Annotated in this window: 31 protein-coding genes; 17 read left to right on the forward strand and 14 right to left on the reverse strand. The window is 72.5% G+C overall.

Annotated features, from left to right (window positions below; translation table 11 throughout):
* Nucleotides 1-66: 66 nt before the first annotated feature.
* Nucleotides 67-627, reverse strand: a complete 561-nt coding sequence (def, locus tag ACWCPN_RS24155) for a peptide deformylase (RefSeq protein WP_451209696.1) — start codon at nucleotides 625-627, stop codon at nucleotides 67-69.
* Nucleotides 628-777: 150 nt separating this feature from the next.
* On the opposite strand from def, the gene ACWCPN_RS24160 reads away from it, so the two are divergent.
* The 8 genes from ACWCPN_RS24160 to rocD all read left to right on the forward strand — a co-directional run bounded on the left by ACWCPN_RS24160 (nucleotide 778) and on the right by rocD (nucleotide 8031).
* Nucleotides 778-2016: a MurT ligase domain-containing protein gene (locus tag ACWCPN_RS24160; RefSeq protein ID WP_199209634.1), complete on the forward strand. Its 1239-nt coding sequence runs from the start codon at nucleotides 778-780 to the stop codon at nucleotides 2014-2016.
* Nucleotides 2017-2037: 21 nt separating this feature from the next.
* The gene (locus ACWCPN_RS24165; RefSeq protein WP_365129734.1) at nucleotides 2038-2766 is read left to right on the forward strand and encodes a type 1 glutamine amidotransferase; all 729 of its coding nucleotides are present in this window, start codon (nucleotides 2038-2040) and stop codon (nucleotides 2764-2766) included.
* 212 nt (nucleotides 2767-2978) lie between these two features.
* Complete coding sequence (locus ACWCPN_RS24170; RefSeq protein ID WP_199209635.1) at nucleotides 2979-4004, forward strand: 6-phosphofructokinase; 1026 nt, start codon at nucleotides 2979-2981, stop codon at nucleotides 4002-4004.
* Between the two features lie 106 nt (nucleotides 4005-4110).
* Entirely contained in the window at nucleotides 4111-5061 is a 951-nt protein-coding gene (locus ACWCPN_RS24175) for a cytochrome c oxidase assembly protein (protein ID WP_199209636.1), read from the forward strand.
* 71 nt (nucleotides 5062-5132) lie between these two features.
* Entirely contained in the window at nucleotides 5133-5300 is a 168-nt protein-coding gene (locus ACWCPN_RS24180; protein WP_199209637.1) for a hypothetical protein, read from the forward strand.
* Between the two features lie 54 nt (nucleotides 5301-5354).
* Complete coding sequence (locus ACWCPN_RS24185) at nucleotides 5355-5840, forward strand: Lrp/AsnC family transcriptional regulator (RefSeq protein WP_451209702.1); 486 nt, start codon at nucleotides 5355-5357, stop codon at nucleotides 5838-5840.
* A gap of 164 nt (nucleotides 5841-6004) precedes the next feature.
* A complete protein-coding gene (gene ddaH / locus ACWCPN_RS24190; RefSeq protein ID WP_199209639.1) occupies nucleotides 6005-6814 on the forward strand; it encodes a dimethylargininase in 810 nt (269 codons plus the stop codon).
* On the forward strand, nucleotides 6814-8031 hold the full coding sequence (gene rocD, locus ACWCPN_RS24195; protein ID WP_392293819.1) for an ornithine--oxo-acid transaminase: 1218 nt from the start codon (nucleotides 6814-6816) through the stop codon (nucleotides 8029-8031). The genes ddaH and rocD overlap by 1 nt, the downstream gene beginning before the upstream one ends.
* 42 nt (nucleotides 8032-8073) lie before the next feature.
* Here rocD and ACWCPN_RS24200 read toward each other — a convergent pair whose 3' ends face one another.
* The 3 genes from ACWCPN_RS24200 to ACWCPN_RS24210 form a co-directional block, all read right to left on the reverse strand.
* Entirely contained in the window at nucleotides 8074-8700 is a 627-nt protein-coding gene (locus ACWCPN_RS24200; protein ID WP_451209706.1) for a DUF305 domain-containing protein, read from the reverse strand.
* An 80-nt stretch (nucleotides 8701-8780) separates the two neighbouring features.
* Nucleotides 8781-9176 carry a DUF6153 family protein gene (locus tag ACWCPN_RS24205; RefSeq protein WP_451209709.1) on the reverse strand — a complete coding sequence of 132 codons (396 nt, stop codon included), beginning with the start codon at nucleotides 9174-9176 and terminating at the stop codon, nucleotides 8781-8783.
* Between the two features lie 80 nt (nucleotides 9177-9256).
* Nucleotides 9257-9973 (reverse strand): histidine phosphatase family protein, encoded by a 717-nt coding sequence (locus tag ACWCPN_RS24210; protein WP_451209712.1) that lies wholly within the window; start codon nucleotides 9971-9973, stop codon nucleotides 9257-9259.
* A 249-nt stretch (nucleotides 9974-10222) separates the two neighbouring features.
* On the opposite strand from ACWCPN_RS24210, the gene ACWCPN_RS24215 reads away from it, so the two are divergent.
* From ACWCPN_RS24215 to ACWCPN_RS24230, 4 genes are all read left to right on the forward strand, one after another.
* Entirely contained in the window at nucleotides 10223-10876 is a 654-nt protein-coding gene (locus ACWCPN_RS24215; RefSeq protein WP_451209715.1) for a response regulator, read from the forward strand.
* Nucleotides 10873-11976, forward strand: coding sequence for a sensor histidine kinase (locus ACWCPN_RS24220; protein ID WP_451209718.1), 1104 nt, complete (start codon nucleotides 10873-10875; stop codon nucleotides 11974-11976). The genes ACWCPN_RS24215 and ACWCPN_RS24220 overlap by 4 nt, the downstream gene beginning before the upstream one ends.
* A gap of 333 nt (nucleotides 11977-12309) precedes the next feature.
* A complete protein-coding gene (locus ACWCPN_RS24225) occupies nucleotides 12310-13029 on the forward strand; it encodes a lysophospholipid acyltransferase family protein (protein WP_199209645.1) in 720 nt (239 codons plus the stop codon).
* Nucleotides 13030-13099: 70 nt separating this feature from the next.
* A complete protein-coding gene (locus ACWCPN_RS24230; RefSeq protein WP_451209960.1) occupies nucleotides 13100-14116 on the forward strand; it encodes an NAD-dependent epimerase/dehydratase family protein in 1017 nt (338 codons plus the stop codon).
* A gap of 52 nt (nucleotides 14117-14168) precedes the next feature.
* Here the strand turns inward: ACWCPN_RS24230 and ACWCPN_RS24235 are convergent, their stop codons facing one another.
* The 8 genes from ACWCPN_RS24235 to ACWCPN_RS24270 form a co-directional block, all read right to left on the reverse strand.
* Nucleotides 14169-15776 (reverse strand): alpha/beta hydrolase, encoded by a 1608-nt coding sequence (locus ACWCPN_RS24235; RefSeq protein ID WP_451209722.1) that lies wholly within the window; start codon nucleotides 15774-15776, stop codon nucleotides 14169-14171.
* A gap of 121 nt (nucleotides 15777-15897) precedes the next feature.
* A complete protein-coding gene (locus ACWCPN_RS24240) occupies nucleotides 15898-16656 on the reverse strand; it encodes an urease accessory protein UreD (RefSeq protein ID WP_451209963.1) in 759 nt (252 codons plus the stop codon).
* Nucleotides 16653-17330 carry an urease accessory protein UreG gene (gene ureG / locus ACWCPN_RS24245; protein ID WP_451209726.1) on the reverse strand — a complete coding sequence of 226 codons (678 nt, stop codon included), beginning with the start codon at nucleotides 17328-17330 and terminating at the stop codon, nucleotides 16653-16655. The genes ACWCPN_RS24240 and ureG overlap by 4 nt, the downstream gene beginning before the upstream one ends.
* An 81-nt stretch (nucleotides 17331-17411) precedes the next feature.
* Nucleotides 17412-18086: an urease accessory protein UreF gene (locus tag ACWCPN_RS24250; RefSeq protein WP_451209729.1), complete on the reverse strand. Its 675-nt coding sequence runs from the start codon at nucleotides 18084-18086 to the stop codon at nucleotides 17412-17414.
* Nucleotides 18086-19807, reverse strand: a complete 1722-nt coding sequence (locus ACWCPN_RS24255; RefSeq protein WP_451209733.1) for an urease subunit alpha — start codon at nucleotides 19805-19807, stop codon at nucleotides 18086-18088. Before ACWCPN_RS24255 ends, ACWCPN_RS24250 begins: the two co-directional genes overlap by 1 nt.
* Nucleotides 19800-20111 carry an urease subunit beta gene (locus ACWCPN_RS24260; RefSeq protein ID WP_451209736.1) on the reverse strand — a complete coding sequence of 104 codons (312 nt, stop codon included), beginning with the start codon at nucleotides 20109-20111 and terminating at the stop codon, nucleotides 19800-19802. The genes ACWCPN_RS24255 and ACWCPN_RS24260 overlap by 8 nt, the downstream gene beginning before the upstream one ends.
* A gap of 11 nt (nucleotides 20112-20122) precedes the next feature.
* The gene (locus tag ACWCPN_RS24265; protein ID WP_451209739.1) at nucleotides 20123-20425 is read right to left on the reverse strand and encodes an urease subunit gamma; all 303 of its coding nucleotides are present in this window, start codon (nucleotides 20423-20425) and stop codon (nucleotides 20123-20125) included.
* Nucleotides 20426-20675: 250 nt separating this feature from the next.
* Complete coding sequence (locus tag ACWCPN_RS24270) at nucleotides 20676-20954, reverse strand: type II toxin-antitoxin system Phd/YefM family antitoxin (RefSeq protein ID WP_392293827.1); 279 nt, start codon at nucleotides 20952-20954, stop codon at nucleotides 20676-20678.
* An 86-nt stretch (nucleotides 20955-21040) separates the two neighbouring features.
* Between ACWCPN_RS24270 and ACWCPN_RS24275 the strand changes: the two genes are divergently transcribed.
* From ACWCPN_RS24275 to ACWCPN_RS24285, 3 genes are all read left to right on the forward strand, one after another.
* The gene (locus tag ACWCPN_RS24275; RefSeq protein ID WP_451209743.1) at nucleotides 21041-21679 is read left to right on the forward strand and encodes an ATP-dependent Clp protease proteolytic subunit; all 639 of its coding nucleotides are present in this window, start codon (nucleotides 21041-21043) and stop codon (nucleotides 21677-21679) included.
* Between the two features lie 7 nt (nucleotides 21680-21686).
* Nucleotides 21687-21995, forward strand: coding sequence for a hypothetical protein (locus tag ACWCPN_RS24280; protein WP_351668636.1), 309 nt, complete (start codon nucleotides 21687-21689; stop codon nucleotides 21993-21995).
* A 566-nt stretch (nucleotides 21996-22561) separates the two neighbouring features.
* Nucleotides 22562-23035: a C40 family peptidase gene (locus ACWCPN_RS24285; RefSeq protein ID WP_451209747.1), complete on the forward strand. Its 474-nt coding sequence runs from the start codon at nucleotides 22562-22564 to the stop codon at nucleotides 23033-23035.
* A gap of 190 nt (nucleotides 23036-23225) precedes the next feature.
* On the opposite strand, the gene ACWCPN_RS24290 is transcribed toward ACWCPN_RS24285, so the two are convergent.
* The gene (locus ACWCPN_RS24290; RefSeq protein WP_451209750.1) at nucleotides 23226-23684 is read right to left on the reverse strand and encodes an ATP-binding protein; all 459 of its coding nucleotides are present in this window, start codon (nucleotides 23682-23684) and stop codon (nucleotides 23226-23228) included.
* A gap of 211 nt (nucleotides 23685-23895) precedes the next feature.
* Here ACWCPN_RS24290 and ACWCPN_RS24295 point away from each other — a divergent pair, with 211 nt between their 5' ends.
* Together ACWCPN_RS24295 and ACWCPN_RS24300 are read left to right on the forward strand one after the other, a co-directional pair.
* Nucleotides 23896-24756, forward strand: a complete 861-nt coding sequence (locus tag ACWCPN_RS24295; protein WP_451209753.1) for a helix-turn-helix domain-containing protein — start codon at nucleotides 23896-23898, stop codon at nucleotides 24754-24756.
* A gap of 9 nt (nucleotides 24757-24765) precedes the next feature.
* Nucleotides 24766-24990, forward strand: a complete 225-nt coding sequence (locus ACWCPN_RS24300; protein WP_199209657.1) for a DUF397 domain-containing protein — start codon at nucleotides 24766-24768, stop codon at nucleotides 24988-24990.
* A 95-nt stretch (nucleotides 24991-25085) separates the two neighbouring features.
* On the opposite strand, the gene ACWCPN_RS24305 is transcribed toward ACWCPN_RS24300, so the two are convergent.
* A complete protein-coding gene (locus tag ACWCPN_RS24305; protein WP_451209757.1) occupies nucleotides 25086-26213 on the reverse strand; it encodes an 8-amino-7-oxononanoate synthase in 1128 nt (375 codons plus the stop codon).
* Nucleotides 26214-26230: the final 17 nt, after the last annotated feature.

Genomic DNA, 26230 nt, shown 5'->3' on the forward strand with positions numbered 1-26230 from the left:
CGCGGGCCGGCCCTGGGGGGCGCCTCCCCGGGCGTCGCGGACCCGCGGAGATCGGGGAGACGCCCCCTAGGTCCCGGCGCGGCCGCCCGCGCGGTGCCAGGCGGCCCGGTCGATCCGCCGCCGCAGCCGCCGGCGGCGCAGACCCGTCAGACGGTCTGCGTACACCGTGCCCGCCAGGTGGTCGCACTCGTGCTGGAGACACCTGGCGAAGAATCCCGTGCCGTGGACGGTGACCGGTTCCCCGGCCGCCGTGAAGCCCTCGACCACCGCGTGGTCGTACCGTTCCGTCCCCGCCTCCAGGCCCGGCAGGGAGAGACAGCCCTCAGGGCCCCGGATCACCACGCCGTCCGCCGCCACCAGGCGCGGATTGACCACGTGGCCGAGGTGCCGGACGTCCTCGTCGTCGGGACAGTCGTAGACGAACACCCGCAAAGGGACCCCGATCTGGTTCGCGGCCAGGCCCACCCCCTGGGCCGCGTACATGGTCGCGAACAAGTCCTCCACGAGTGCGGACAGTTCGGGGCCGAAGTCGGTGACGTCCGCGCAGGGCCCGTGCAGAACGGGGTCCCCGAGCAGGGAAAGGGGCCGGACGCGCCCGTGGGCGCCCGGGATGGGGCGGTGTCGCATGGCGGCAAGGGTACGGTTCGTTCGGCCCCTGCCCGCCGCGAGGCGTGGGCCGCGATTCGGGTGTGCGAATGGATCTCGATAGGCTGAGGTCCACACCACGCTGCCGGATGGCCCCAGGCGCGGCGCGTACGCAAGGAGGATCGAGAACTGATGGCAGGCAACTCGGACCCGCTCTCGCCGCGGGCCAAGCTGGCCGTGACCGCGGGCAAGGCGGTCGCCGCGGCATCGCGCGCCGCGGGACGCGGCAGCGGGTCGGTGATCGGTGGCCGGGTCGCGCTGAAACTCGACCCCGACCTCCTCGGACGGCTGGCCCAGAACCTGGACGTCACCCTGGTGTCCGCCACCAACGGCAAGACCACGACCACCCGGCTGATCGCCGAGGCGCTGCGCGCCGCGGGTCCCGTGGTGTCGAACGCGCTCGGCGCCAACATGCCCGCGGGCATCACCTCGGCGCTGGCCGGCGGCTCGGACGCGAAGTTCGGCGTCATCGAGGTCGACGAGAAGTACCTGGCCGGGGTGGCCCGGGACACCGGCCCGAAGTGCATCGCCCTGCTGAACCTCTCGCGGGACCAGCTCGACCGCGCCGCCGAGACCCGGATGCTCGCCGAGAACTGGCGCGAGGGTCTGGCCGGCTCCAAGGCCGTCATCGTCGCCAACTGCGACGACCCGCTGGTGGTGTGGGCCGCGTCGTCCTCCCCCAATGTGATCTGGGTCGCGGCCGGCCAGATGTGGAAGGACGACGCCTGGTCCTGCCCGTCCTGCGGTGGCGTGATGCAGCGTCCGGGCGACGACTGGTTCTGCGGCGAGTGCGGCTTCCGGCGGCCCACGCCGAGCTGGGCGCTGTCCGGGGACCACGTCCTCGACCCGCACGGCTCCGCCTGGCCGATCCACCTGCAGCTGCCGGGCCGTGCCAACAAGGCGAACGCGGCCAGCTCCGCGGCGGTCGCCGCCGTCTTCGGAGTGCCCCCGCAGGTCGCCCTGGAGCGGATGTACCAGGTGCAGGCCGTGGCCGGCCGGTACGACGTCGTCCAGTTCATGAACCGTGACCTCCGGCTGCTGCTGGCCAAGAACCCGGCCGGCTGGCTGGAGACGTTCTCCCTGATCGACCCGCCGCCCACCCCGGTGATCCTCTCCGTGAACGCGCGCGGAGCCGACGGCACCGACACCTCCTGGCTGTGGGACGTCGACTACACGCGGCTGACCGGCCACCCGATCTTCGTGATCGGTGACCGCAAGCTGGACCTCGCAGTCCGCCTCGAAGTCGCGAACCAGCAGTTCCAGGTGTGCGACAACCTCGACCAGGCCGTCCAGGCGGCCCCGCCGGGACGCATCGAGGTCATCGCGAACTACACCGCGTTCCAGGACCTGCGCCGCCGCGTCGGCAACTGATCTTCGAAGGGCGATCACCTCATGAGCGACAACCAACTGCGGCTGGTGTGGATCTACCCCGACCTGCTGAGCACCTACGGCGACCAGGGCAACGCGCTCGTCGTGGAACGCCGGGCGCGCCAGCGCGGCCTGGACGTGGCCCGGCTGGACGTGCGCAGCGACCAGCCGATCCCGACGTCCGGTGACATCTACCTGATCGGCGGCGGCGAGGACCGGCCGCAGCGGCTCGCGGCCGAGCGCCTGCGTCGCGACGGCCATCTGCACCGGGCCGTGGAGAACGGCGCGATCGTGTTCTCGGTCTGCGCCGGCTACCAGATCCTCGGCCACGAGTTCATCAACGACCTCGGCCAGCGCGAGCCGGGCCTCGGCCTGCTCGACGTGACGTCGGTGCGCGGCGAGGGCGAGCGGTGCGTCGGCGACGTCCTCGCGGACATCGACCCGCAGCTCGGCCTGCCCCCGCTGACGGGCTTCGAGAACCACCAGGGCGTCACCCACATCGGGCCCGGCGCCCGCCCGTTCGCCCGGACCCGGATCGGCAAGGGCAACGGCACCGGGGACGGCACCGAGGGCGCGTTCAACGGGACCGTCTTCGGCACGTACATGCACGGCCCGGTCCTCGCGCGAAACCCGCAGATCGCCGACCTGCTGCTGAAGCTGGCGCTCGACGTCAACGCGCTGCCGCCGGTCGACGACCGCTGGTACGAGGCGCTGCGCAACGAGCGCATCGCGTCCGCGCAGCAGCCCGCGTGAGACGCGCGTAAGGCTCGCGTCAGGGCCCTCTCAGCGCTCTCCGGCAGGCTCGTGACGGGCCCGCCTGACGGCTCGTCCGCTCACATGTGCGGACGCGTCCAGCAGGCGGACGCCCGCTACGGAGCCACCCCCTCACGCCGGTATGGTGACCGGGAATCCGCCGGACGACGTGGTCCGGTTTCCCGGCCCACGTTGAGAAGGTATTTCGGGCTATGCGCATTGGTGTCCTCACGTCCGGCGGCGACTGCCCCGGCCTGAACGCCGTCATCCGGTCCGTCGTGCACCGTGCCGTGGCCGACCACGGTGACGAGGTCATCGGTTTCCGGGACGGCTGGAAGGGCCTCCTGGAATGCGACTACACGAAGCTCGACCTCGATGCCGTGGGCGGCATCCTGGCGCGCGGCGGCACCATCCTGGGCTCCTCCAGGGTCCGTCCCGAGCACCTGCGTGACGGCGTGGAGCGGGCCCGGGGCCACGTCGCGGAGCTCGGCCTGGACGCGATCATCCCGATCGGCGGCGAGGGCACGCTGAAGGCGGCCCGGCTGCTGTCGGACCACGGGCTGCCCATCGTGGGCGTGCCGAAGACCATCGACAACGACATCGCGGTCACGGACGTCACCTTCGGCTTCGACACGGCGGTCGGGGTCGCCACCGAGGCGCTGGACCGGCTGAAGACCACCGCCGAGTCCCACCAGCGGGTGCTGATCGTCGAGGTCATGGGCCGCCACACCGGCTGGATCGCGCTGCACTCGGGCATGGCGGCCGGCGCCCACGCCATCGTCGTCCCGGAACGGCCCTTCGACATCGACGAGCTGACGCGGAAGGTGGGCGCGCGGTTCGAGGCGGGCAAGCGGTTCGCCATCGTGGTCGCCGCGGAGGGCGCCAAGCCGCGGCCCGGCGCCATGGAGTTCGACGAGGGCGGCAAGGACATCTACGGCCACGAACGCTTCGCGGGCATCGCGCGGCAGCTCTCGGTCGAGCTGGAGCAGCGGCTCGGCAAGGAGGCGCGGCCGGTGATCCTCGGGCACGTGCAGCGCGGCGGCACGCCGACGGCGTACGACCGGGTGCTGGCCACGCGCTTCGGATGGCACGCGGTGGAGGCCGTGCACCGGGGCGAGTTCGGGCGGATGACGGCGCTGCGCGGCACCGACATCGTGATGGTGTCGCTGGCCGAGGCCGTGGAGACCCTGAAGACGGTGCCCGCCGAGCGGTACGACGAGGCGGAGTGCGTCCTGTAGTCGTCCGCTCCGGACCACCCGCCCCCGGTCACGGCGACGACCGGGGGCGGTTCTACTCTTGTGGGCGGACAGACGCGTACAACCCCCACGAATCAGGAGCCGGCGGATGGATCACAGCGGCCATGGCATGACGATGGACCTGCCGCCGTTCACGCTGGCGCGGGGTCTGCACTGGTCGGCCGACCCGTTCTTCCTCGTCGCCTGCCTGGCCGGGCTGGCCCTGTACGGGTGGGGTGTCGTGCGGCTGCGGCGGCGCGGGGACTCCTGGCCGGCCGGCCGGACCGTGTCCTACGTCGTCGGCGTCCTCACCATCGCCCTGATGATGTGCACCCGGCTGAACGACTACGGCATGGTCATGTTCAGCGTGCACATGGTGCAGCACATGGTGATCAGCATGCTGTCGCCGATCCTGGTGCTGCTCGGCGCCCCGGTGACCCTGGCGCTGCGCGCGCTGCCGACCGCCGGCCGGGGCCGCAAGGGCCCGCGTGAGCTGCTGCTGGCGCTGCTGCACAGCCGCTACATGCGCGTGATCACGCACCCGGTGTTCACCATCCCGCTGTTCATCGCGAGCCTGTACGCCCTGTACTTCACCCCGCTGTTCGACTTCCTCATGGGCTCCCGGACCGGGCACGTCGCGATGATGGTGCACTTCCTCGCCGTAGGCGTCGTCTTCTTCTGGCCGATCATCGGCGTGGACCCCGGCCCGCACCGGCCGGGCTACCTGATGCGGATGCTGGAGCTGTTCGCGGGCATGCCGTTCCACGCCTTCTTCGGCATCGCGCTGATGATGGGGTCCACGCCGATGGTGGCGACGTTCCGGGACCCGCCGGCCTCGCTCGGCATCGACGCGCTCGCCGACCAGAACGCGGCCGGCGGCATCGCCTGGGCGTTCAGCGAGATCCCGTCCGTGCTGGTGCTGATCGCGCTGTTGTTCCAGTGGTACGGCTCCGAGCAGCGGCAGGCCAGGCGCAAGGACCGGGCCGCGGACCGGGACGGCGACAAGGAGCTGGAGGCGTACAACGCCTATCTGGCCTCCCTCAACGCGCGCGAGGGCTGAGCACGCGGTATGCCTTCCGGGCGGAACCCGGGGCACCATGGTGGTGGACGGACCATGAGGAGGGTGTCGCGATGCCCGGTTCCACGAACGGTTCCACCAAGGCCATGGGGGCGATGACGGTCGGCGGGCTCGTCGTCGTGACGGCGTACACCGTCGCGCTCGGCAGCAACGGCTGGCTGTGGTTCGGCTGGGTGGTCCTCGGGCTGCTGACACTCGCGATGATCGTCACCCAGTCGTAGGCGCGGTCGCGGGCGCGGGTCCCGGTCGCGGGCACGGCTGATTACAGTGCCCGCATGAACAGCAGGACCGCGTCGTTCGACGACCTCGACCGGAAGATCATCACCGCGCTGATGGCGAACGCCAGGACCAGCTTCGCCGAGATCGGCGCGGCGGTCGGGCTGTCGTCCACGGCGGTCAAGCGGCGCGTGGACCGGCTGCGGGAGACCGGGGTGATCACCGGCTTCACGGCGACCGTGCAGCCCTCGGCGCTGGGCTGGCGCACGGAGGCGTACGTCGAGGTGTACTGCGAGGGCGCGGCCCCGCCACGGCGCCTGGCGGAGGTCGTCCGCAACCATCCGGAGATCGCGGCGGCCATGACGGTGACCGGCGGGGCGGACGCGCTGCTGCACGTACGGGCGCGGGACGTGGAGCACTTCGAGGAGGTGCTGGAGCGGATCCGCGCCGAGCCGTTCATCCGGAAGACGATCAGCGTGATGGTGCTCTCCCATCTGCTCCCCGAGAGCCCCGAGGCGGGCGCGACCCAGGCCGCGCCGGAATGAGTGCGTGCCAAACCCGTTCTCGCGCAGCGATGATGCGTTCGCCTTCACGCGGACGCAGCGATGCTGCACATGTGCGCAGCCTTTGTTTCTTGTCGTCCGTCTCCGTCGCTTTCTACCGTGGTGTCATCCTTCAGTGACACACAGGAAAGCGGAGGGAACCCTCTGTGCCCGAGAGCCGTGTGCCGCGCCATCGGCGCTTCCTCGTCTGCGAACCCAGACACTTCGCCGTGCAGTACGCGATCAATCCGTGGATGCATCCCGACAAGCCGGTCGACGTGGACCTGGCCCGGGAGCAGTGGCAGGCCCTGATCGGCGCCTACCGCGGCCACGGCCACACCGTGGACGCGGTCGATCCGGTCCCGGGCCTGCCCGACATGGTCTTCTCCGCCAACGCCGCGTTCGTGGTCGGCGGGCGGGTCTTCGGGTCCCTGTTCCACGCCGCGGAGCGGCGACCCGAGTCGGTCCACTACGACACCTGGTTCAAGGCGGCCGGGTTCGACGTCCACCGCCCCGAGTCGGTCACCGAGGGTGAGGGCGACCTGGTGTGGACGGGCCGCTACGTACTGGCCGGCACCGGCTTCCGCACCACCCGCGAGGCCCACCGCGAGGCCCAGGAGTTCCTCGGCCACCCGGTGATCGGCCTGACGCTGGTGGACCCGTACTTCTACCACCTGGACACGGCGCTGTTCGTCCTGGACGACGACAACATCGTCTACTACCCGGAGGCGTTCTCCCCGGGCAGCCGGGAGGTGCTGCGGCGCCTGTACCCGGACGCCGTGCTCGCCACGCGCGACGACGCGATGGCCTTCGGCCTGAACTCCGTGTCCGACGGCAGGCACGTCTTCATCGCCCCGCAGGCCGAGGCGCTGGCCGAGCGCCTGGACGGCCACGGCTACGTTCCCGTCCCCGTCGACCTGTCCGAGTTCCACAAGGCCGGCGGTGGCATCAAGTGCTGCACCCAGGAGATCCGCTGATGACCGCACCCGCGCGCACCCGTACGTCCGAGGACCTGATCCGGGCGGAGGAACCGGTACTCGCGCACAACTACCACCCGCTGCCCGTGGTCGTCGCCCGGGCCGAGGGCACCTGGGTGGAGGACGTCGAGGGCCGCCGCTACCTCGACATGCTGGCCGGTTACTCGGCCCTCAACTTCGGCCACCGGCACCCGGAGCTGATCGAGGCCGCGCACCGGCAGCTCGACCGGCTGACCCTGACCTCCCGCGCCTTCCACAACGACCGGCTGGCCGAGTTCGCGGAGCGGCTCGCCGCACTGACCGGGCTCGACATGGTGCTGCCCATGAACACGGGCGCCGAGGCCGTGGAGAGCGGCATCAAGGTGGCCCGCAAGTGGGCGTACGACGTCAAGGGCGTCCCCGCCGACCGGGCCACGATCGTGGTGGCGGCCGAGAACTTCCACGGCCGTACGACGACGATCGTCAGCTTCTCCACGGACGAGTCGGCCCGCGCGGGCTTCGGCCCCTTCACGCCCGGCTTCCGGGTCGTGCCGTACAACGACCTGGCCGCGCTGGAGGCGGCGGTCGACGAGACGACGGCCGCGGTACTGATCGAACCGATCCAGGGCGAGGCCGGGGTCGTCATCCCGGACGAGGGCTATCTGACCGGTGTCCGTGAGCTGACCCGCCGCGAGGGCTGCCTGTTCATCGCGGACGAGATCCAGTCGGGCCTCGGCCGCACCGGCCGCACCCTCGCCGTCGAGCACGAGGGCGTCGTCCCCGACGTGCTGCTCCTGGGCAAGGCACTGGGCGGCGGCATCGTGCCGGTGTCGGCGGTGGTGGCCCGGCGCGAGGTGCTGGGCGTGCTGCACCCGGGTGAGCACGGCTCCACGTTCGGCGGCAATCCGCTGGCCGCGGCGGTCGGCACGGCGGTCGTCGGGCTGCTGGAGACGGGCGAGTACCAGAGCCGGGCGGCCGAGCTGGGCCTGGTGCTGCGGGGCGGCCTGACCGAGCTGGTCGGCAAGGGCGTGACCGGCTTCCGGGCTCGCGGCCTGTGGGCGGGCGTCGACGTCGACCCGGCGATCGGCACCGGCCGTGAGATCAGCGAGCGGCTCATGCGGGAGGGCGTCCTGGTCAAGGACACCCACGGCTCCACGATCCGGCTGGCGCCCCCGCTGACCATCACCGCCGAGGAGCTGCGCTCGGCGCTGGGCTCCCTGGAGAAGGTGCTGGGCTGAGGGCAGCGGGGGGCCGGACCGGTGCCGGCCCCCCGCTCCGCGTCAGCTCCCGCCGAGGATCCGCTTCATCTCCCGGATCTCGGCGTTCTGCGCCCGGACGATGTCGCCGGCCATGGTCCGGGCGGGGCCGTAGGCTCCCCCGGACTTCTCGGTGCCGGCCATCTCGACGGCGCCCCGGTGGTGCTCCACCATCAGGGACAGGAACCTCCTGTCGAAGTCCGCGCCGGTGGCCTTCTTCAGGGCCGCCATGTCGTCGTCGCTCATCATCCCGGTCATGCCGGTCATGCCGGCGTGCCCCGAGTGGCCCATGCCGGCCATGGGCACCTGCTCGCCCCAGGCGGTCAGCCAGCCGCTCATGGTGCGGATCTCCGGGTCCTGTGCCTTCTCGATCCGGGCGGCGAGGTCCTTCACCCGGGCCGAGGAGGCCCGGCCGTCGGCGAGCTTCGCCATCTCCAGGGCCTGCCGGTGGTGCGGGATCATGCCCTGGGCGAAGGTGACGTCCTGGGCGTTGTGGGTGCCGGCCGTGGCGGACGCGGCGGGCGACGCCGAACCGCCGTGTCCCGCGTGGGCCGCGCCGTCGTCGCCGCCACCGCAGGCGGCGAGGGCCAGCGAGGCGGCCGCGGTGGCGGCGAGAAGGACGGCGCGGCGCGTCAGGGTACGGATGGTCATGCTGGGATCTCCTGCTGTCGGAAGGTCTTTCGGGCACGCGTGGGTGGACGGCCGCCGTTGCCGGCGGTCGTCGGGTGCCTCTAGATCCGCAGGAGTTGCAGTTCGGCCAGGGTGGGCGGTGCGCGGGCGCCGTCCGGTGCGGTGACGGCGCGGGAGCCGCACGCGCCGGCCGGCACCGGGGAGGTCACCGGGCCGGGGACCGGAGCGGGCGGCCGGGGGCCGTCCTTGACGGCGCCGGACGCGCAGGCCGGGTCGGCGTGGTGCAGGTGGTCGCCGCCGCAGTGGCCGTCCGGACAGGCGTCCTGGGCCATGACGGCGACCGTACGGGACTCGGCGTGGGCCCGTGCCGGGTGCCCGGTGCCGCCGCCGGGCGCCAGGGCGTGCATGCCCAGCAGGCCGGCCAGTACCGCCAGCACGAGCAGCGCACGACGGGACCGCCGGGGCGGTCTCGGGGCGCGCTGCTGGTTGCGGGGCATCGCGGACATCGTACGGGGCGGGCGGCGCGAGCGGCGCCGGGACTCGCCCCACGGCCGCGACGGCCGGCGAGGGGGCGCCGTTACGGGCGCGTGGACGCGTAGCCGGCTCCGTCGCCCCGGGGGTACCGCAGAGGGTCGGTCCAGTTCCCGGTGGCCGGGACGAGGACGTCAACGGCCTCCTGGGCGGAGTGCCGGCGCGGGTTCCGGTGGATCACGGTGCATCGCCGGGTCGCCTCGAAGGCGGCGGAGCCGGTACTGACGTCCCAGTGACCGCGCTGCCAGGTGAGGGACACCGGGGACAGGGGCGGTACGTCGAGGCGCCAGAACGCTCTCGCCGGCGCGGCCAGGGCGTGCACCAGCGCGGCCCGGACGACGGCCGGTTCGGTGACGGCCAGTACGTGGCCCGGCTCGTCGGCGACCGCGTCGAGCCAGTTCGCGGTGCGCCGGCAGAACCGGCGTACCGACTCGCCGCCGTGTGGTGCGGCGTCCGGGTCCGTCAGCCAGGCGGTGAAGGCGTGAGGGTCGGTGGCGACGATCTCGTCGACCGTCCGGCCGCGCCACGCACCGAGGTCGAGGTCGCGCAGCGCGGGCTCGCTCGCCGCCGCCAGGCCCAGGGCCTCGGCGGTCCGCCGGCAGCGCAGGGACGGCGCGCGCACGGCCCGGGTGTGGGAAGGGAGGTCCGCCCGGGCGGCGCGTGCCTCGTCCAGTTCGCGTTCGGTCGGTGAGAAGTCACCGAAACGAGTGCCGGGGGTGGGCTCCCCGCCGCTCGTGCTCAGGAACGTGAGGCGGATCGTCATGCGACTGACCTCCTTGGTGCACCGGCACGGCACTCGGTCGGGGCGGACCGGGCGCGGACCGGCTCCGGGCTCATGCGTACCAGGTTCCGTGGCCGCCACGGCTCCCCACCATCCGGCGAATGTCCGGAACCGCCCCGCCGACCGGCTGGGACGGCCCCGCCGCCCGGCTGAAACCGGCGCCGGGCGGTCACGGCGCGCCACTCGGCGCGGTACGGATCAGACTGGAAGCCGGCAGCGAGTGGAGCGCACGTGATCCGGGTACTGGTGGTCGACGACGAGGCCCTCATCCGTACGGGCTTCCAGCACATCCTCGACGCCGCGGACGACATCGAGGTCGTGGCGGCGGTGCCCGGCGGCCAGGCGCTCGCCGCCCTGCGGGAGACGGGGCCCGACGTCGTCCTGCTGGACATCCGGATGCCGGACGTGGACGGGCTGACGGTGCTGGCGGAGATCCGCCGGCTGCCGCGGCCCCCGGTCGTGGCCATGCTGACCACGTTCGACATGGACGAGTACGTGGAGACGGCCCTGCGCTCGGGCGCGGCGGGCTTCCTGCTCAAGGACACCGACCCCGAGGAGCTGCCCTTCCTGGTGCGGGCCCTGGCCGACGGCGGCACCGTCCTGTCGTCCAAGGTGACCCGGACGGTCGTGGACGGCTTCCTGGGCGCCGGCTCGCAGGAGGCCGCCGCGCGCACCATCGAACGGCTGACCGAGCGTGAGCGCCATGTCCTGCTTCTGGTCGCGGAGGGGCTGTCCAACGGTGACATCGCCTCCCGGATGCACCTGAGCACGGGGACGGTCAAGGACCATGTCAGCGCCATCCTCACCAAACTGGAGGTGGGCGGCCGTGTCCAGGCCGCCCTGCTGGCCCAACGGGCCGGCCTCCTGGAGAGGGGGGAGGGATGACAGCCCGCCGTCCGCCCGCGCCGCTGCTGGACGCCGCCGTCGTCGTCTGCTCGCTGTTCGACGTCTGGGTGCACTTCGACAGCGACGAGCCGCTGCGCATGACCTTCGCACTGATCGCCGCCTTCGCGCTGCTGCTGCGCCGCCGTCTGCCGCTGCTGACGTTCCTGCTCACCCTGCCGTCCGTCCTGCTCTCCGACGCCGTCTTCGCCGCGCTGGCCGCGCTGTACACCCTGGCCTCGCTCACCCGCCGCCGTGTCCTGCTGGTCCTGTGCGGCCTGGCGCTCACGTTCAGCGACGTCACCCGGTGGCCGTCGCCGGCGATAGACCTGCTGGGCACCTCGACCCTGATCACCCTGACCTACACCGCGGCGATGGCCGCCGCTCCCGTGTTCCTCGGCCAGCTCGTCCAGACCCGGCGCGACCTGTCGCTGCGGCTCACGGAGATCTCCGAGGCGCGCGACCACGAGCAGCTGCTGACCGCGCAGGCGGCGCTGTCCAAGGAACGCGCGCAGCTCGCCCGCGAGATGCACGACGTCGTCTCCCACCAGGTGAGCCTGATCGCGGTACGGGCGGGCGCGTTGCAGGTGGGCAGCCGGGACCCGGAGGCCAAGGAGGCGGCGGCCACGATCCGGCGGCTGAGCGTCCAGACCCTGGACGAGCTGCGGCACATGGTCAACGTCCTGCGGGCCTCCGGCGGCCGCCCGACCGAGCTGACTCCGCAGCCGTCCCTGGCCGACCTCCGGCAGCTCGTCGCGGGCAGCGGCATCGAGACAAAACTGCGCATGGATCTCCCGGAGGACCTGCCGCCGACCGTGCAGCGCGCCGTCTACCGCACCATCCAGGAGGCGCTGACCAACATCCGCAAGCACGCACCGGGCGCCGCCGCGACCGTCTGCCTGGGCCACGAGGACGGCACCGTTCACGTCACGGTGACGAACTCCGCGCCGACCCGCCCCGGACTCCCGCTGCCCAGCTCGCACTACGGCCTCGTCAGCCTGGGCCAGCGCGCCTCACTGCTCGGCGGCACCATCACGTCCGGACCGACGACGGACGGCGGCTACGAGCTGCGTCTGGAGCTGCCCGCGACGGGCGCGCCCTGAACGCCACGCCCGGCATGGCCGTCCGGCGCCGCGGCCGGCCGCCCGCACGGGTCATGGCGTCCGGGCCGCGCGGGGCGTGGGCCATGAGCGCCGTGCCCCCTCGGCCGCGGACGTGGAAGCGGGCGGGTCCTCCGGGCCGGGCGGGGCCGGCTCGCGGTCCCCGTGGCGTTCGGGCGGCACCCGTTCGGGGCAGCCGGTCAGGACCGGACCCGACACGGTCCGGACCGGTGCCGGAGGGCCGCGCCTGCACCTACACTGACATCCCACGACGGGCCGAATGACGTGGAAGAACGCGGTGGTTGAGCCAGTCCGCCAGGAGTGAGGAGCGACCCGTTGTTCTACTACCTGCTCAAGTACGTCCTTCTGGGCCCGCTGCTCAGGCTGGTCTTCCGGCCCCGGATCGAGGGCCTCGAACATGTGCCGGCGTCGGGTCCGGCGATCGTCGCGGGGAATCATCTGTCCTTCTCGGACCACTTCCTGATGCCCGCGATCCTCAAGCGGCGCATCACCTTCCTCGCCAAGGCCGAGTACTTCACCGGTCCGGGCGTGAAGGGCCGGCTCACCGCGTTCTTCTTCCGCAGCGCCGGGCAGATCCCGGTGGACCGCTCGGGCAAGGAGGCGGGGCAGGCCGCGATCCGCGAGGGGCTCGGGGTGCTGGGCAAGGGCGAGCTGCTCGGCATCTACCCGGAGGGGACCCGGTCGCACGACGGCCGGCTGTACAAGGGCAAGGTCGGGGTCGCGGTCATGGCGCTGAGGGCCGGGGTGCCGGTCGTGCCCTGCGCGATGATCGGCACCTTCGAGGCACAGCCGCCGGGCAAGGTCGTCCCCCACGTCCGCCGCGTCACGATCCGCTTCGGCGAGGCTCTCGACTTCTCGCGCTACGCCGGCATGGAGAAGGAGAAGGCCGTGCTGCGGGCCGTCACCGACGAGATCATGTACGCGATCCTCTCCCTGTCCGAGCAGGAGTACGTCGACCAGTACGCGGCCGTCGTCAAGGCGGAGCAGGCGGACGCGAAGAAGGAGCGCAAGTTCCCCCGGACGCCACGCGGTTGATCTCTGCCCTCGGCAGAACGGCTCGGAACCGGGGGTGCTCCGTACCTAGGCTCGCCGCATGAAGAGGGCACTGGTGATCGGGGCGAGCGGACAGATCGGCCGCCCGGTGGTGGCGGCGCTGGCACGGGACGGCTGGGAGGTGACGGCCGCCTCCCGGGGCGGCGGCCGGGACGAGACGTGGGACGGCGGCGTGCGCGTGGCGCGGCTGGACCGCTCGGACGACGGCGCTCTCGCCGCCGTGGTGGGCGGCGGTTGCGACCTGGTGGTCGACGTGGTGGCGTACGACGCCGCGCACGCACGGCAGTTGACGTCCCTCGCCGACCGGATCGGCTCCGCGGTCGTCGTCTCCAGCGTGTCGGTGTACGAGGACGGCGCGGGGCGGGGCTTCGACACCTCCGGCGAGCCGGGCGGCTTCCCCGAGTATCCGGTGCCGGTCCCCGAGTCCCAGCCGGGGGTGGCGCCGGGCGCGGCGACCTACTCCACCCGCAAGGCGGCCCTGGAACACGAACTCCGCCTCGCCGAGGCGACGTTGCCGACGACGGTACTGCGGGCGGGCGCGGTGCACGGTCCGCACAGCCCGCTCCCCCGCGAGCTGTACTTCGTGAAGCGCAACCTGGACGGCAGGCGCCGGCGGGTGCTCGCGTACCGCGGGGAGAGCCGCTTCCATCCGGCGGGCGCCCGGAACATCGCCGAACTGGTGCGGCTGGCGGCGGCCCGGCCGGGATCGCGGGTGCTGAACGCCTGTGACGGCGAGGCGCCGACGGCGGCGGAGATCGGGGCGGCGATCGACGCGGTCATGGGCGTCCGCACGGAGACGACGCTGCTGGACGGTCCGCCGCCCGGCGGAACCGTGGGCGGGAGCCCGTGGTCGATGCCGCTGCCGGTGGTCTTCGACATGTCCGCCGCCGAACGGGAGTTGGGCTACCGGCCGGTGGTGTCGTACCGGGACAGCCTGCCGGAGACGGTGGAGTGGCTGACGGCCGCGCTGGGCGACGGGGACTGGCGGGAACGCTTCCCGGTCATGGCCCGGGCGTACCCCGGTGCCTTCGACTACGCGGCCGAGGACGCCTGGTCGGCCGGGGCATGACGAAGGGGCGGCCGGGAAGCCCGGCCGCCCCTCGTGGTCCGAACCGCGCCCGTTACGGCTTGGGCGTCGCGTGCGGCGCGCAGGTCACGTCGGCGGAGTCCAGCTTGCCGCCGAGGAGATAGGCGTCGACCCGGTCGTTGATGCAGGGGTTGACCAGGCCCGTCACACCGTGGGAGCCGGCGTCCCGCTCGGTGATGAGACGGGAGCCCTTGAAGCGCTTGTGCAGTTCGACGGCGCCCTGGTAGGGGGTCGCGGCGTCATGCGTCGACTGGACGATCAGCACCTGCGGAAGACCCCGGTGGGTGCCCACCTCGACGGGCGTGTGCTGCTTGGCCGGCCAGGTGGCGCAGGGCAGGTTCATCCAGGCGTTGGCCCAGGTCATGAACGGGTGGTCCCGGTGGAGCCGGGTGTTGTCCCGGTCCCACTTGCTCCAGCTGGTGGGCCACTTGGCGTCGGCGCACTCGACGGCGGTGTAGACCGCGTTGCTGTTCTCCGACGCGGCGTTTCCGGCCGTGTCCGCCATGTCCGGCGCGGCGGCGTCGACGAGGGCCTGGGTGTCACCGGCGACGTACTTGCTGAACACCGAGGCGACCGGCACCCACGAGGAGTCGTAGTACGGGGCGCTCTGGAAGAACGAGATCAGCTCGGCCGGGCCGACGACCCCGCCGAGGGGGCTCTTCTTGGCGGTGGCGCGCAGCTCCAGCCACTTGGCCTGGACGGCGGCGCGGGTGGTACCCAGGTGGAAGGCGGCGTCGTTGGCGGCGACCCAGTCCTCCCAGTCCTTCCAGCGGCCCTCGAAGGCGACGTCCTGGTCCAGGTTGGCCTGGTACCAGATGCTCCGCTTCGACGGGTTCACCACGCTGTCCACGATCATGCGGCGCAGGTGGCCCGGGAAGAGGGTGCCGTAGACGGCGCCGAGGTAGGTGCCGTAGGAGACGCCGAGGTAGTTGAGCTTGCGCTCACCGAGCGCGGCGCGGATGACGTCCAGGTCGCGGGCGGTGTTCGGCGTGGTCATGTGCGGCAGCATGGTGCCGCTGCGCTCGGCGCAGCCCTGCGCGTACGCGCGGGCGAGCTTGCGCTGAGCGGTCTTGTCGGCCTCGGTGTCCGGCACCGGGTCGGCCTTGGGCGCCTTGGCGAACTCCTGCGGGTCCACGCAGGAGATGGGCGCGGAGTGGCCGACGCCGCGCGGGTCGAAGCCCACGAAGTCGTAGGCCTTCGCCGCGTTCGCCCAGACGGCGCTCTTGGTGGTGACCCGGCGCGGGAAACGCAGGCCGGACCCACCGGGGCCGCCCGGGTTGTAGACGAGCGCGCCCTGGCGCTCCTTCTCGGTCCCCGTGTTCTTGATGCGGTCGACGGCGAGCTCGATCTGCTTGCCGTTGGGCTTGCTGTAGTCGAGCGGCACGGAGACCCAGCCGCACTGGATGGGCTTCTCCAGCCCCCAGTCGGCGGGGCAGTCCCGCCAGTCGATGCCGGCCTTGGCGGCGCGAGCGGCGGCGATCTCGGCGCCGACGGCCTCGCGGTCCCGTCCGTGGCGGCTGTCGGCGCTGGCCGCGGGCGCCGACACCGCGCCGGCTATCAGGGTCGCCGTGACGAGCGCTCCGGCCGAACCGAGCGCCAGCAGGCGGCTCTTCGGTCTGTTGTCCCTCAAGTGGGCTCCCATTGCACATCGCTGCGAGTGGTCAGACGGGGATCCTCGCGGCTGTGAGCCACCTGAGAACAGAGGAGGCAGACCTTCTTTACCAATCCGATAAACGGATCAGTGCGTCTCCTGAGCGGAACACCTAGGTGAGCAGGGCGAGCGCCTCGTCGAGCAGCCGCCGCAGTTTCAGCGCGTCGGGCGCGACGGCGCTGACGAGCACCGCCGGTCCGGCGAGCGGCATCAGCGCAGCGCACTCCCCCAGCACCCGCGCGGCGGGCGGCCGTTCCCCGAACTCAGGGCGTACGACCACCAGTTGTCCCACGGCTCGACGGCCGCCGAGCACGGCCGGGCCGTCCCAGCCGCCCGGCGCGCCGGGTCCGCAGCTCAGCTCCTGGTCCAGCAGGGCCCGGCCGGCGAGCCGCACGGTGAGCCGGCTGGTCAGCCGCCCGGGCTCCTCCCCCGTCCTTCCGAGCACCTGCTCCTCGCGCAGCACGAGCCGCGCCCCGGGGGCGAGTTCGGCCCGCGTGGTGACGTGCAGATCGCTGCCACCGGCCGAAATGAGCTGTTCTGGAAGCCAGTCGAGCCGGGCGCCCCCGGCCACGTCGAGCCGTACGTCGTACCTCGCCTCGCCCTTGTGCTGGCCCGGCAGCGCGATGGTGGCGGCGGCCGAGCCGACGTGCAGCCGGGCACCCTCCTCCAAGCGCGCCCGCACCCGGAAGCGGTCGCCGCCGAGCGGGCCGCTCATCGCGCCGACGACCATCACCCGTGCCTCGTCGCCGCTCGCCCGGACACGGCGAAGCGCGAGCGGGCCCCCGCCGTCCAGTACGGGCAGGGCGGTGCCGCCCCGACCGTCGCTCCGGGCGACGATTCGCGCGTCCGCCCGGACGCCGGCCGCCGTCACGCCGTCCACGCGGCCAGCCGCCCCCGCACCCACGCGGCCACGTCCGAGACTCCCGCGTCCTCGCGCAACGACTGCAGGATCACCGGGAGTTCGGCCCGCTGCGCCTTGGCGTCGGCGGCCATCCGGGCCAGGTCGGAGCCGACGTACGGCGCCAGGTCGGTCTTGTTGACGACGAGCAGGTCGGCGGTGGTGACCCCGGGTCCGCCCTTGCGCGGGATGTCGTCGCCGCCGGCCACGTCGATCACGAAGATCTGCGCGTCGACGAGACCCTTGGAGAAGGTGGCGGTGAGGTTGTCCCCGCCGGACTCAACGAGGATCAGGTCCAGCGGCCCGACGGCGTCCTCCAGGTCCTCCACCGCCTCCAGGTTGGCGGAGATGTCGTCGCGGATCGCGGTGTGCGGGCAGGCGCCGGTCTCCACCGCCGTGATCCGCTCCGGCGGCAGCACGGCCTCCCGGAGCAGGAACTCGGCGTCCTCCCGGGTGTAGATGTCGTTGGTCACGACGGCCAGGGACAACTCCGCGCGCAGCGCCCGGCAGAGCGCGGCGACCGTGGCGGTCTTCCCGGACCCGACGGGACCGCCGAGCCCGATGCGCAGAGCGCGCCGGGCCCCGTCGGGCCGGTGGGCGTCGGCGCTCATGGCGGCGGGACCGTGGTGGGTGTGGTCGAGGTGCATACAGGGCTCCTGTCTGGGACGCCTCGCCCGGGGGAGACGGCGTCCCCGTCTGACGCGGCGGCGGTTGCGGGTGGCGGTTCCTCAGGACGCGAACAGGCGCACGGGCCAGGCCGCGTGCCACTCGGCGCCCGTCTCCAGCAGCGGTCCCGACCCGGCCGGCAGCTCGTCCACGCCCCCGTCGGGAACCCTCCGCGCGGCCGCCACCGCGCGGTCCACGACCCGGTCCAGCTCCGGCGCCAGCCGCGCCAGCACACCGGTCGCGTCGAACGGGTCGAGGCTCAGCAGCCGCACCGTCGCCGTCGCCGGGCCGCTGACGCTCTCGTACGCCGCGCAGTAGGCCGCGTCGGCGGGTTCGAGACCGGCCGCGCGGGCGGCGAGGCCGAGCACGACCGGCTGGTGCGCGCCCTTGGGGAACTCACGTGCCAGCGCGTCGAGTTCCTCGCCGGGCCAGCAGGCACGGGCGGCCCGCAGCAACTGCCGCCCGAGCCGCCGCGCGGCCGCTCGCAGCGCGGGTGAGGGGGTGCGGGCGTCGGCGGCCGCGTCCAGTTCCCGCGGTTCGACGCCCAGGGCGGTGGCCGCCGCGAGCGCGCCCGCGACCAGCCCGGCGGTGTGCAGCCGTCCGCGGCAGAAGTCCTCCAGGCCGGCGGCGGAGGTGATCCGGCCCGCCTTGACGGCGGCCTCCGCCCCGCCGGAGTGCGCGTGCCCTCCGGCGGGGAAGCGGCCGTCGGCCAGGACGAGCAGTGCTGCCCTGGACATCAGAAGAGGAAGTAACGCTGGGCCATGGGCAGTTCGGCGGCCGGAACCGCCTCGACCAGCTCACCGTCGATGTGCACGGCGAAGCTGTCCGGATCGACCCGCACCCGCGGTCGCGCGTCGTTCTCCCGCATGTCGGCCTTGGTGACCGATCGCGTCGAGTCGATGGCGACGAGCCGCTTGCCGAGCCCGAGCCGCTCCGGCAGCCCGTCCTCGATGGCGAGCGGTGCCACGAAGTTGAACGAGTTCCCGGCCGGTGCCCGTCCGATCGCCCCGTACATCGGGCGGGGCAGGACGGGCTGCGGGGTGGGGATGGAGGCGTTGGCGTCGCCCATCTGCGCGTACGCGATCTGGCCGCCCTTGATGACGAGGAGCGGCTTGACGCCGAAGAACGCCGGCTCCCACAGCACCAGGTCGGCGAGCTTGCCGGTCTCCACCGACCCGATCTCCCGGGCGAGGCCCTGGGCGAGCGCCGGGTTGATCGTGTACTTGGCGACGTAGCGCCGCACCCGGTGGTTGTCCGCCCGGCCGTCGCCGGGCAGCGCGCCGCGCCGCCGCTTCATGACGTGGGCGGTCTGCCAGGTGCGCAGTACGACCTCGCCGACCCGGCCCATGGCCTGCGAGTCCGAGGAGATGATGGAGATCGCGCCCAGGTCGTGCAGGACGTCCTCGGCGCCGATGGTGGACGGCCGGATGCGGGACTCGGCGAAGGCCAGGTCCTCCGGGACCGCCGGGTTCAGGTGGTGGCAGACCATCAGCATGTCGAGGTGTTCCTCGGCGGTGTTGACGGTGAAGGGCCGGGTCGGGTTCGTCGAGCTCGGCAGCACGTGCGGCTCGGAGACCACCGTCATGATGTCCGGCGCGTGCCCGCCGCCCGCGCCCTCGGTGTGGTACGCGTGGATCCCCCGCCCGGCGATCGCGGCGAGCGTGTCGCCGACGAATCCGGCCTCGTTCAGGGTGTCGGTGTGGATGGCCACCTGGATGCCGGTCCGGTCGGCCACGGTCAGCGAGGCGTCGATGACGGCCGGGGTGGAACCCCAGTCCTCGTGCAGCTTGAGACCGAGGGCGCCGCCGCGGATCTGGGAGAGCATCGCCTCGTGCGAGACCGTGTTGCCCTTGCCCAGCAGGCCGATGTTGAGCGGGTACTGCTCCATCGCCGCGAACATCCGGGCCAGGTGCCAGGGGCCGGGCGTCACGGTGGTCGCCTTGGAGCCCTCGGCGGGGCCGGTGCCGCCGCCGACCAGGGTGGTGATGCCGGCGGCCAGGGCCTCGTCGGCGACCTGCGGGCAGATGAAGTGCACATGGGCGTCGATCGCGCCCGCGGTGAGGATCCGCCCGTTGCCGGCGATGATCTCGGTCTCCGGGCCGATCACCAGGTCGGGGTGGACGCCGTCCATGGTGTCCGGGTTGCCGGCCTTGCCGATACCGGTGATCCGGCCGTCGCGGATGCCGACGTCGGCCTTGACGACGCCCCAGTGGTCGACGACGACCACTCCGGTGACGACGGTGTCGGGGGTGCCCTCGGCGCGGGTGGCCCGGGACTGGCCCATGGACTCGCGGATGACCTTGCCACCGCCGAAGACCGCCTCGTCCCCGGCGAGTCCGGGCCCGCCGGAGCGGTCCTCCTCGATCTCGATCAGCAGATCGGTGTCGGCCAGCCGGACGCGGTCGCCGGTGGTGGGGCCGAACAGGTCGGCGTACGCGGCGCGGGAGATCTCAGGCATCCAGGGCACCTCCGGTCGCGCCGCGCAGTCCGGGCACGACCCGGGCGCCGGCCAGGGGCACGAGTTCCACGTCCACGGGGATGCCGGGTTCGAAGCGCACGGCGGTGCCGGCGGCGACGTTCAGCCGCTTGCCGTGCGCGGCGGCACGGTCGAACTCCAGGCCGGGGTTGGCCTCGGCGAAGTGGTAGTGGGAGCCGACCTGGACCGGCCGGTCGGCGGCGTTGAGGACGGTCAGGCGGGTGACCTCGCGGCCCTCGTTGCAGACGACGGGGGCGTCCGCGAACAGGACTTCTCCGGGAATCATCGCTGGCCCCCTCAGACGATCGGCTCGTGCACGGTGACGAGCTTCGTGCCGTCCGGGAAGGTGGCCTCCACCTGGACGTCGTGGATCATCTCCGGGATACCGTCCATGACGTCGTCCCGGGTGAGCAGCCCCCGGCCGGACGACATCAGCTCGGCGACGGTACGGCCGTCCCGTGCGCCTTCGAGGATGTGCGAGGTGATGAGGGCGACCGCCTCGGGGTGGTTGAGCCGCAGTCCGCGGGCCCGGCGCTTCTCGGCGACGTCGGCCGCCACATGGATCAGCAGCCGCTCTTGCTCGTGCGGGGTCAGTTGCACGTCCCACCTCACAGTCCTCGCTCCGGACCGTGCGGGGTCCGGTTGCCGCAGCCACCGCGACGGGGACAGATGTAACACACAGACAAATTGCCCCGATGGTGATCAACACGGGCAGAAAAACCCCTGGTGGCGTGGATCGGCAGGCTAGTTCGCCGGAGTTTCAGCGACGTTAACCAGCCTTTGATCGGCCCATGACCACGCGATGGGCCGCCCCATACGCGGCCGCCGAAGGGCCCTCGGCACGCCGGGACTAGGAGACGCCGGGACCCCGGTGCTCGGCGGCGATGCCGAACCGCTGCCGCTCCTGAGCCGCGGGCGCGGCTTCGCGGACTTTGGACACGGAGCTGACGACCTCCTCATCGGCCGGCTGCTCCAGGGCGTCCAGGTGCTCCAGATCGGCGGCCGAGACCAGTGCGACGAGCGGCTTGCCGTGCCGCGTCACGACGACGCGCTCGCCGCCGTACACCACCCGGTTGATCAGGTCGGCGAACTCAGCCCTGGCTTGCGTCACCGGAATCTCGTAGGCCATGCCCCCATCATAACGTCACGTACTTCCTGTACATTTTGTACAGACGCGGGGCCGCCAGAGGCCTCGTCGCGAGGAGGGGTACGCCCATGGCACGACCGTTCGCCCGCCACGTCCTGCCCGAGTTCACCGAACGCACCGGCACCGGCGGGCACCGCACGCTCGATCCCTACTCGAAGCTGTTCGAGAGCCGGGTGGTCTTCCTCGGGACACCGCTCGACGACACCGCGGCGACCGATGTGATCACCCAGTTCATGCACCTCGAACACGCGGCGCCGGACCGGGACATCACGCTGTACCTCAACTGCCCGGGCGGCTCGTTCGGCGCCATGACGGCCGTCTACGACACGATGCGCTACGTCCACTGCGACGTGGAGACCTACTGCCTGGGCCAGGCCGCCTCCGCCGCCGCGGTCCTGCTCGCGGCCGGCACGCCGGGCAAGCGGTTCATCCTGCCGGGGGCGCGCGTGGTGCTCGAGCAGCCCGCGCTGGCCGAACCGGCCCAGGGGCAGCCGAGCGACCTCCTCATCCAGGCCGGGGAGCTGACCCGGATGCGGGCGCTGATGGAGGAGATGCTGGTCCGGCACACCGGGCACGCGCCGCAACAGGTCGCCCAGGACCTGGAGCGGGACCTGGTGCTGGACGCGCCGGGCGCGCTGGCGTACGGCCTGGTGGACGGTGTCGTGCCGAGCCGCAAGGCCGGTCCCGGCGCCGAGCGGGCGGAGTGACCCGCCGATGCTGCCACCGGAGCTTCCGCCGCTGCCGGCGCTGACCAGGGCCGAGGGCGAGCTGATCGACCGTTATCTGGAGGCGGCCGACCTGCTCGGCCGGATCAACCCGGCGCGGCCGGGCGACACCTACAGCGGGCTGCGCGCGGCGCAGGCCCTGGTGCGCAAGGCGGCCGAGCTGCGCGACGCGCTCGCCCTGATGCACCGGCGGGGCGAGACGGAGCTGCACGGGGACACGCTGGCACGGGCGCTGCGGGTGCTCGACGGCGAGCGCCGTACCGCGCGCGTCGTGCTCCCGCCCGACGGGGTGGGCTGACCCGGACACCGGCTCCCGCGGGGCGGACCTCTTCGTCGACGGTCCGCCCCGCGCCGAGTTGAAACGGGCCGAACGACGTACCCCCGGCCGGCGTATCTCCGGGCTTTTTTTCTGACGTCCCGACTTGCGCGATCGGCGGACCGGAGAGGTGCGCCGAGGTGCTCCGCCCCAGGTCCGGGGCTACGCGCGGGAGTTGACGACGACTCGAACAGAGCATTGTCCACCCGAACGGGTGAGTGGTGAGTAACGCCACAAATCCCCGATTCCGTTGGGATTTTCGGACACCTGTGAGTGAAGATCCCTGTCTGACGACAAGACCCCGCCACCGCGGCGGGGCGATCCGTGCGGACGCCGAGTCCTGCCGCCGCCCGGATGACCGGTCGACAGAAGTGGATCGGCAGGAGTGGAGGACCCAATCAAGACGGGTCGCCGGGACGGACGTTCGTCGCAGACGGACGGTCGTGCCGAGCAGCCCTTGGGGTGAAGCCGCGGCAACGCGGCCGGGCCACTTCGCCAGCCCGAATCCGACAGGTCATCCTTCACAGGCGGCTGACGAAGGGTTGCGCATGACTGCGCTGAATCGTGTCCCGTCGATGATGGCCCGAGCCGGTACGGCCTCGGCTCTCACGCTCGCCGCGGTGGGCGGCTCCATCGCCGTGCCCGGCCTGGCCGGCGAGGCCTCGGCCGCCACCATGGCGACCAGGGCCCTGCACATCGCCGCGTCCAAGAAGGGCGCTCCTTACCAGTACGGGGCAACCGGTCCGCGCCGCTTCGACTGCTCGGGGCTGACGCTCTACTCGTTCAAGAAGGCGGGCAAGAAGCTGCCGCGCACGGCGGCCCAGCAGTACAACAAGACCCGTCATATCTCCGCCGGTCACCGCAGGGCCGGTGACCTGGTCTTCTTCCATTCTGGATCCAGCGTCTACCACGTCGGCATCTACGCCGGGAAGGGCAAGATCTGGCACGCCCCGAAGACCGGGGCCGTGGTGCGGCTCGAGAAGATCTGGACCCGGAGCGTCTGGTACGGCCGGGTGAGCTGACCCCGTCCGACCCCGGAGCGGCTCCAGCAGCAGGGCCGCCCCCCTGACCGTCGGCGCCGTCCCGGCGCCCGCCTGAAGCACACGGGCGGGCCCGGGGCGGCGCAGCCGCGTCCGGCTCCGTGACGGGCCGTGAGAGCCGTCCGCGCAGCCGCGCGCGTGGCCCGGTCACCCGGCCTCCGGAGTACCTCGTCTAGGGCTCCTGCTGCCCGGCCGCGGTGAGCGGCTCCGCCCGGAGGCTCCACGGCAGTTCGATCGACACCGTCTTGCCGCCCTCGCGGGTGGGGCGGACGCGGAGTCTGCCGCCGCACTCGGCGGTGAGCCAGCGGATGATGACCATGCCGCGCCCGTTGTCCTGCTGGACGGCGGCGGGCAGTCTCTTCGGAAAGCGCGGATGACTGTCCGTGACGCCGATGCGCAGGTGTTCGTCACGGTCCAGCGCGATGTCGACCGTGAAGGTGGGTGATTGACCGAAGGTGTGCTGCACGGCGTTGGTGGCGAGTTCCGAGACGATGAGCCGCACGGTGTCGGCCATGTCGGTGTCCGACGGCAGGCCCCACTCCGCGAGGGTGCCCGCAACGTAGGAGCGGGCCGCGGAGACCGAGGCGGGATCGCTCGGCAGAGTGACGGATGCTTCCAGGTGGTCTGCCATGGCGACGTCGTCCCTTTCCCACGGGACCGCAGTCCGACGAGGAGCGGATGGTTCGAGTACGGTCCCGGACTGGTGCTTCTTCGCCAGACTGCCACCACCGGGCCGGTCGGGGGAGCGATCCACCAAGATATGCATATATCTGTCGCCCGAAGCGGTGAACTCTGCGACGCGAGACCGTATCCGGGCGGCCCGGAAGGAGTAAGGAGTTCCCATGCAGAACGGTCCCGCGGTGCGGCGCCGCAAGCTGGGCGCCGAACTGCGCGCGCTGCGCACCGGGGCCGGGCTCACCAGTGGCGAGGCGGCCCTCCTGGTGGGCTGGCACCAGTCGAAGGTGAGCCGCATCGAGACCGGCGCCAGCGGGGTGCGGCCGGCCGACGTGCGGTTGCTCCTGGACGCCTACGAGGTCCACGACCGGCAGCTGCGCGACATGCTGCTGATGCTGACCGGCTCGGAGGACGCGGGCGGCCGCAACCGCTGGTGGCACGCCTACCGGGGCGTACTGCCGCCCACCTACCGCGACTTCATCAGTCTGGAGTCGCAGGCGAGCGGGATGCGCACCCTGGAGACCACGGTGGTTCCCGGCCTTCTGCAGACGCCCGAATACGCGCGCGCGGTCACCCGGGCGGCGGTGGAGGGCGTCGACGAGGAACGGCTGGACGCGCTGGTGGAGGTGCGGCTGGCGAGGCAGGACGTGCTCCGGTCCGAGCCGCCGCTGGAGCTGACCGCGGTGCTGGACGAGGCGGTGCTCAGGCGCGAGGTCGGCGGTCCGGAGGTGATGGCGCGGCAACGGGAACGCCTGGTGGAGGCCGCGCGTCTGCCCCAAGTACGGCTCCAGGTACTGCCGTTCACCGCGGGGGCGCATGTCGGCCTCACCGGGCCTTTCGTTATTTTCTCATTTCCGAGCACTTCTGATCTGGACGTTGTTGTTCTCGACCAGTTGACGAGTAGCCTCTATCTGGAACGGAAAGAAGACCTCATGGCCTACGCCGAGGCCTTCGACACCCTTCAGTTCCACGCCCTTTCGCCCGAGGAATCGTCGGACTACATCGCCGGGATAGGTGACGGCGCGTAAGGAGGCACCATGACAGCTCTGCCTCGGAACGTCCCAGCCAGTACCGATCTGCACGACGTGCGGTGGCTGCGCAGCAGCTACAGCACGGGAGCGAACAACTGCGTGGAGACGGCCCGGCCGCGCTCCGGCCCGTGGGCCGGACTGCTCGCCGTGCGCGACTCCAAGGCCACCGCCGGACCCGCGCTGCTCTTCTCCCCCGAGAGCTGGGCGGGCTTCGTGGCCACCCTACGGTGACCGGGTCGAACCCGACCTGACCACCGATCAGCGGACCGACCCCGCCTGATCACATCCGATCACTTTCGCCAGATACGCGGCCGTGTCACGCCGACTCATGGTCGCGTCTCGCGAATCACACGTACAGCGCGTTCGATCTCGGCCCCGGAGAGGTCCGCGCGGGCGGTCAGCCGCAGCCGCGAGATGCCGTCGGGCACGGAAGGAGGACGGAAACAGCCCACGGCCAGACCTGCCGTACGGCAGTCGGCCGCCCAGCGCACGGCCTGCTCCGGGGACGGAGCCCGCACGGAGACCACCGCGGCGTCCGGTCGCACCGCCTCCAGGCCCGCGGCGGTCAGCCGTGCGTGCAGTTCGGCGGCGACCGCGCGGGCGCGCTCCGCCCGCGCCGGCTCGCGCCGCAGCAGCCGCAGCGCCGCGAGCGCGGCGCCCACGGCCGCGGGGGCGAGACCGGTGTCGAAGATGAACGTGCGGGCCGCGTTGACCAGATGGGCGACGACCCGGGCGGGCCCGAGCACCACCCCGCCCTGGCTGCCCAGCGACTTCGACAGCGTGGCCGTGACGACCACGTCCCCGTCGCCCGCGAGCCCGGCGGCGTGCGCGGCGCCCCGGCCGCCGTCGCCCAGCACCCCGAGCCCGTGCGCGTCGTCCACGACCAGGCCCGCGCCGTGCTCTCGGCACGCCTGGGCCAGGGCGGCCAGCGGCGCCGCGTCGCCGTCGACGGAGAACACCGTGTCGGAGACGACGATCGCCGGTCCCCGGTGCGTGCCGAGCGCCTTGTCCGCGGCCTCCGGGTCGGCGTGCCCGACCACCTGGGTGGTGCCCCGGGCGAGCCGGCAGCCGTCGATGAGCGAGGCGTGGTTGCCCGCGTCGGACACGATCAGCGAGCCGTGCGGGCCGAGCGCGGTGACCGCGGCCAGGTTGGCGGCGTAGCCGGAGGAGAAGACCAGGGCCGCCTCGAAACCGCAGAAGTCCGCCAGTTCCCGCTCCAGCTCGGTGTGCAGCTCCGTGGTGCCGGTGACCAGCCGGGACCCGGTGGACCCGCCGCCCCAGGTCCGGGCGGCCCCGGCGGCGCCCTCGGCGACCTCAAGATGGTGGGCGAGACCGAGGTAGTCGTTGCTCGCCAGGTCCAGCAGCGGCGAGTCGGCCGGGCGCGGGCGCAGGGTCCGGACGAGTCCGGCGCGACGGCGCGCCTCGGCCTGCTCGTCGATCCAGCCGAACGCCATGGGTCCTCCGGGGCTTT

The organism is Streptomyces sp. NPDC002386 (assembly GCF_053593175.1).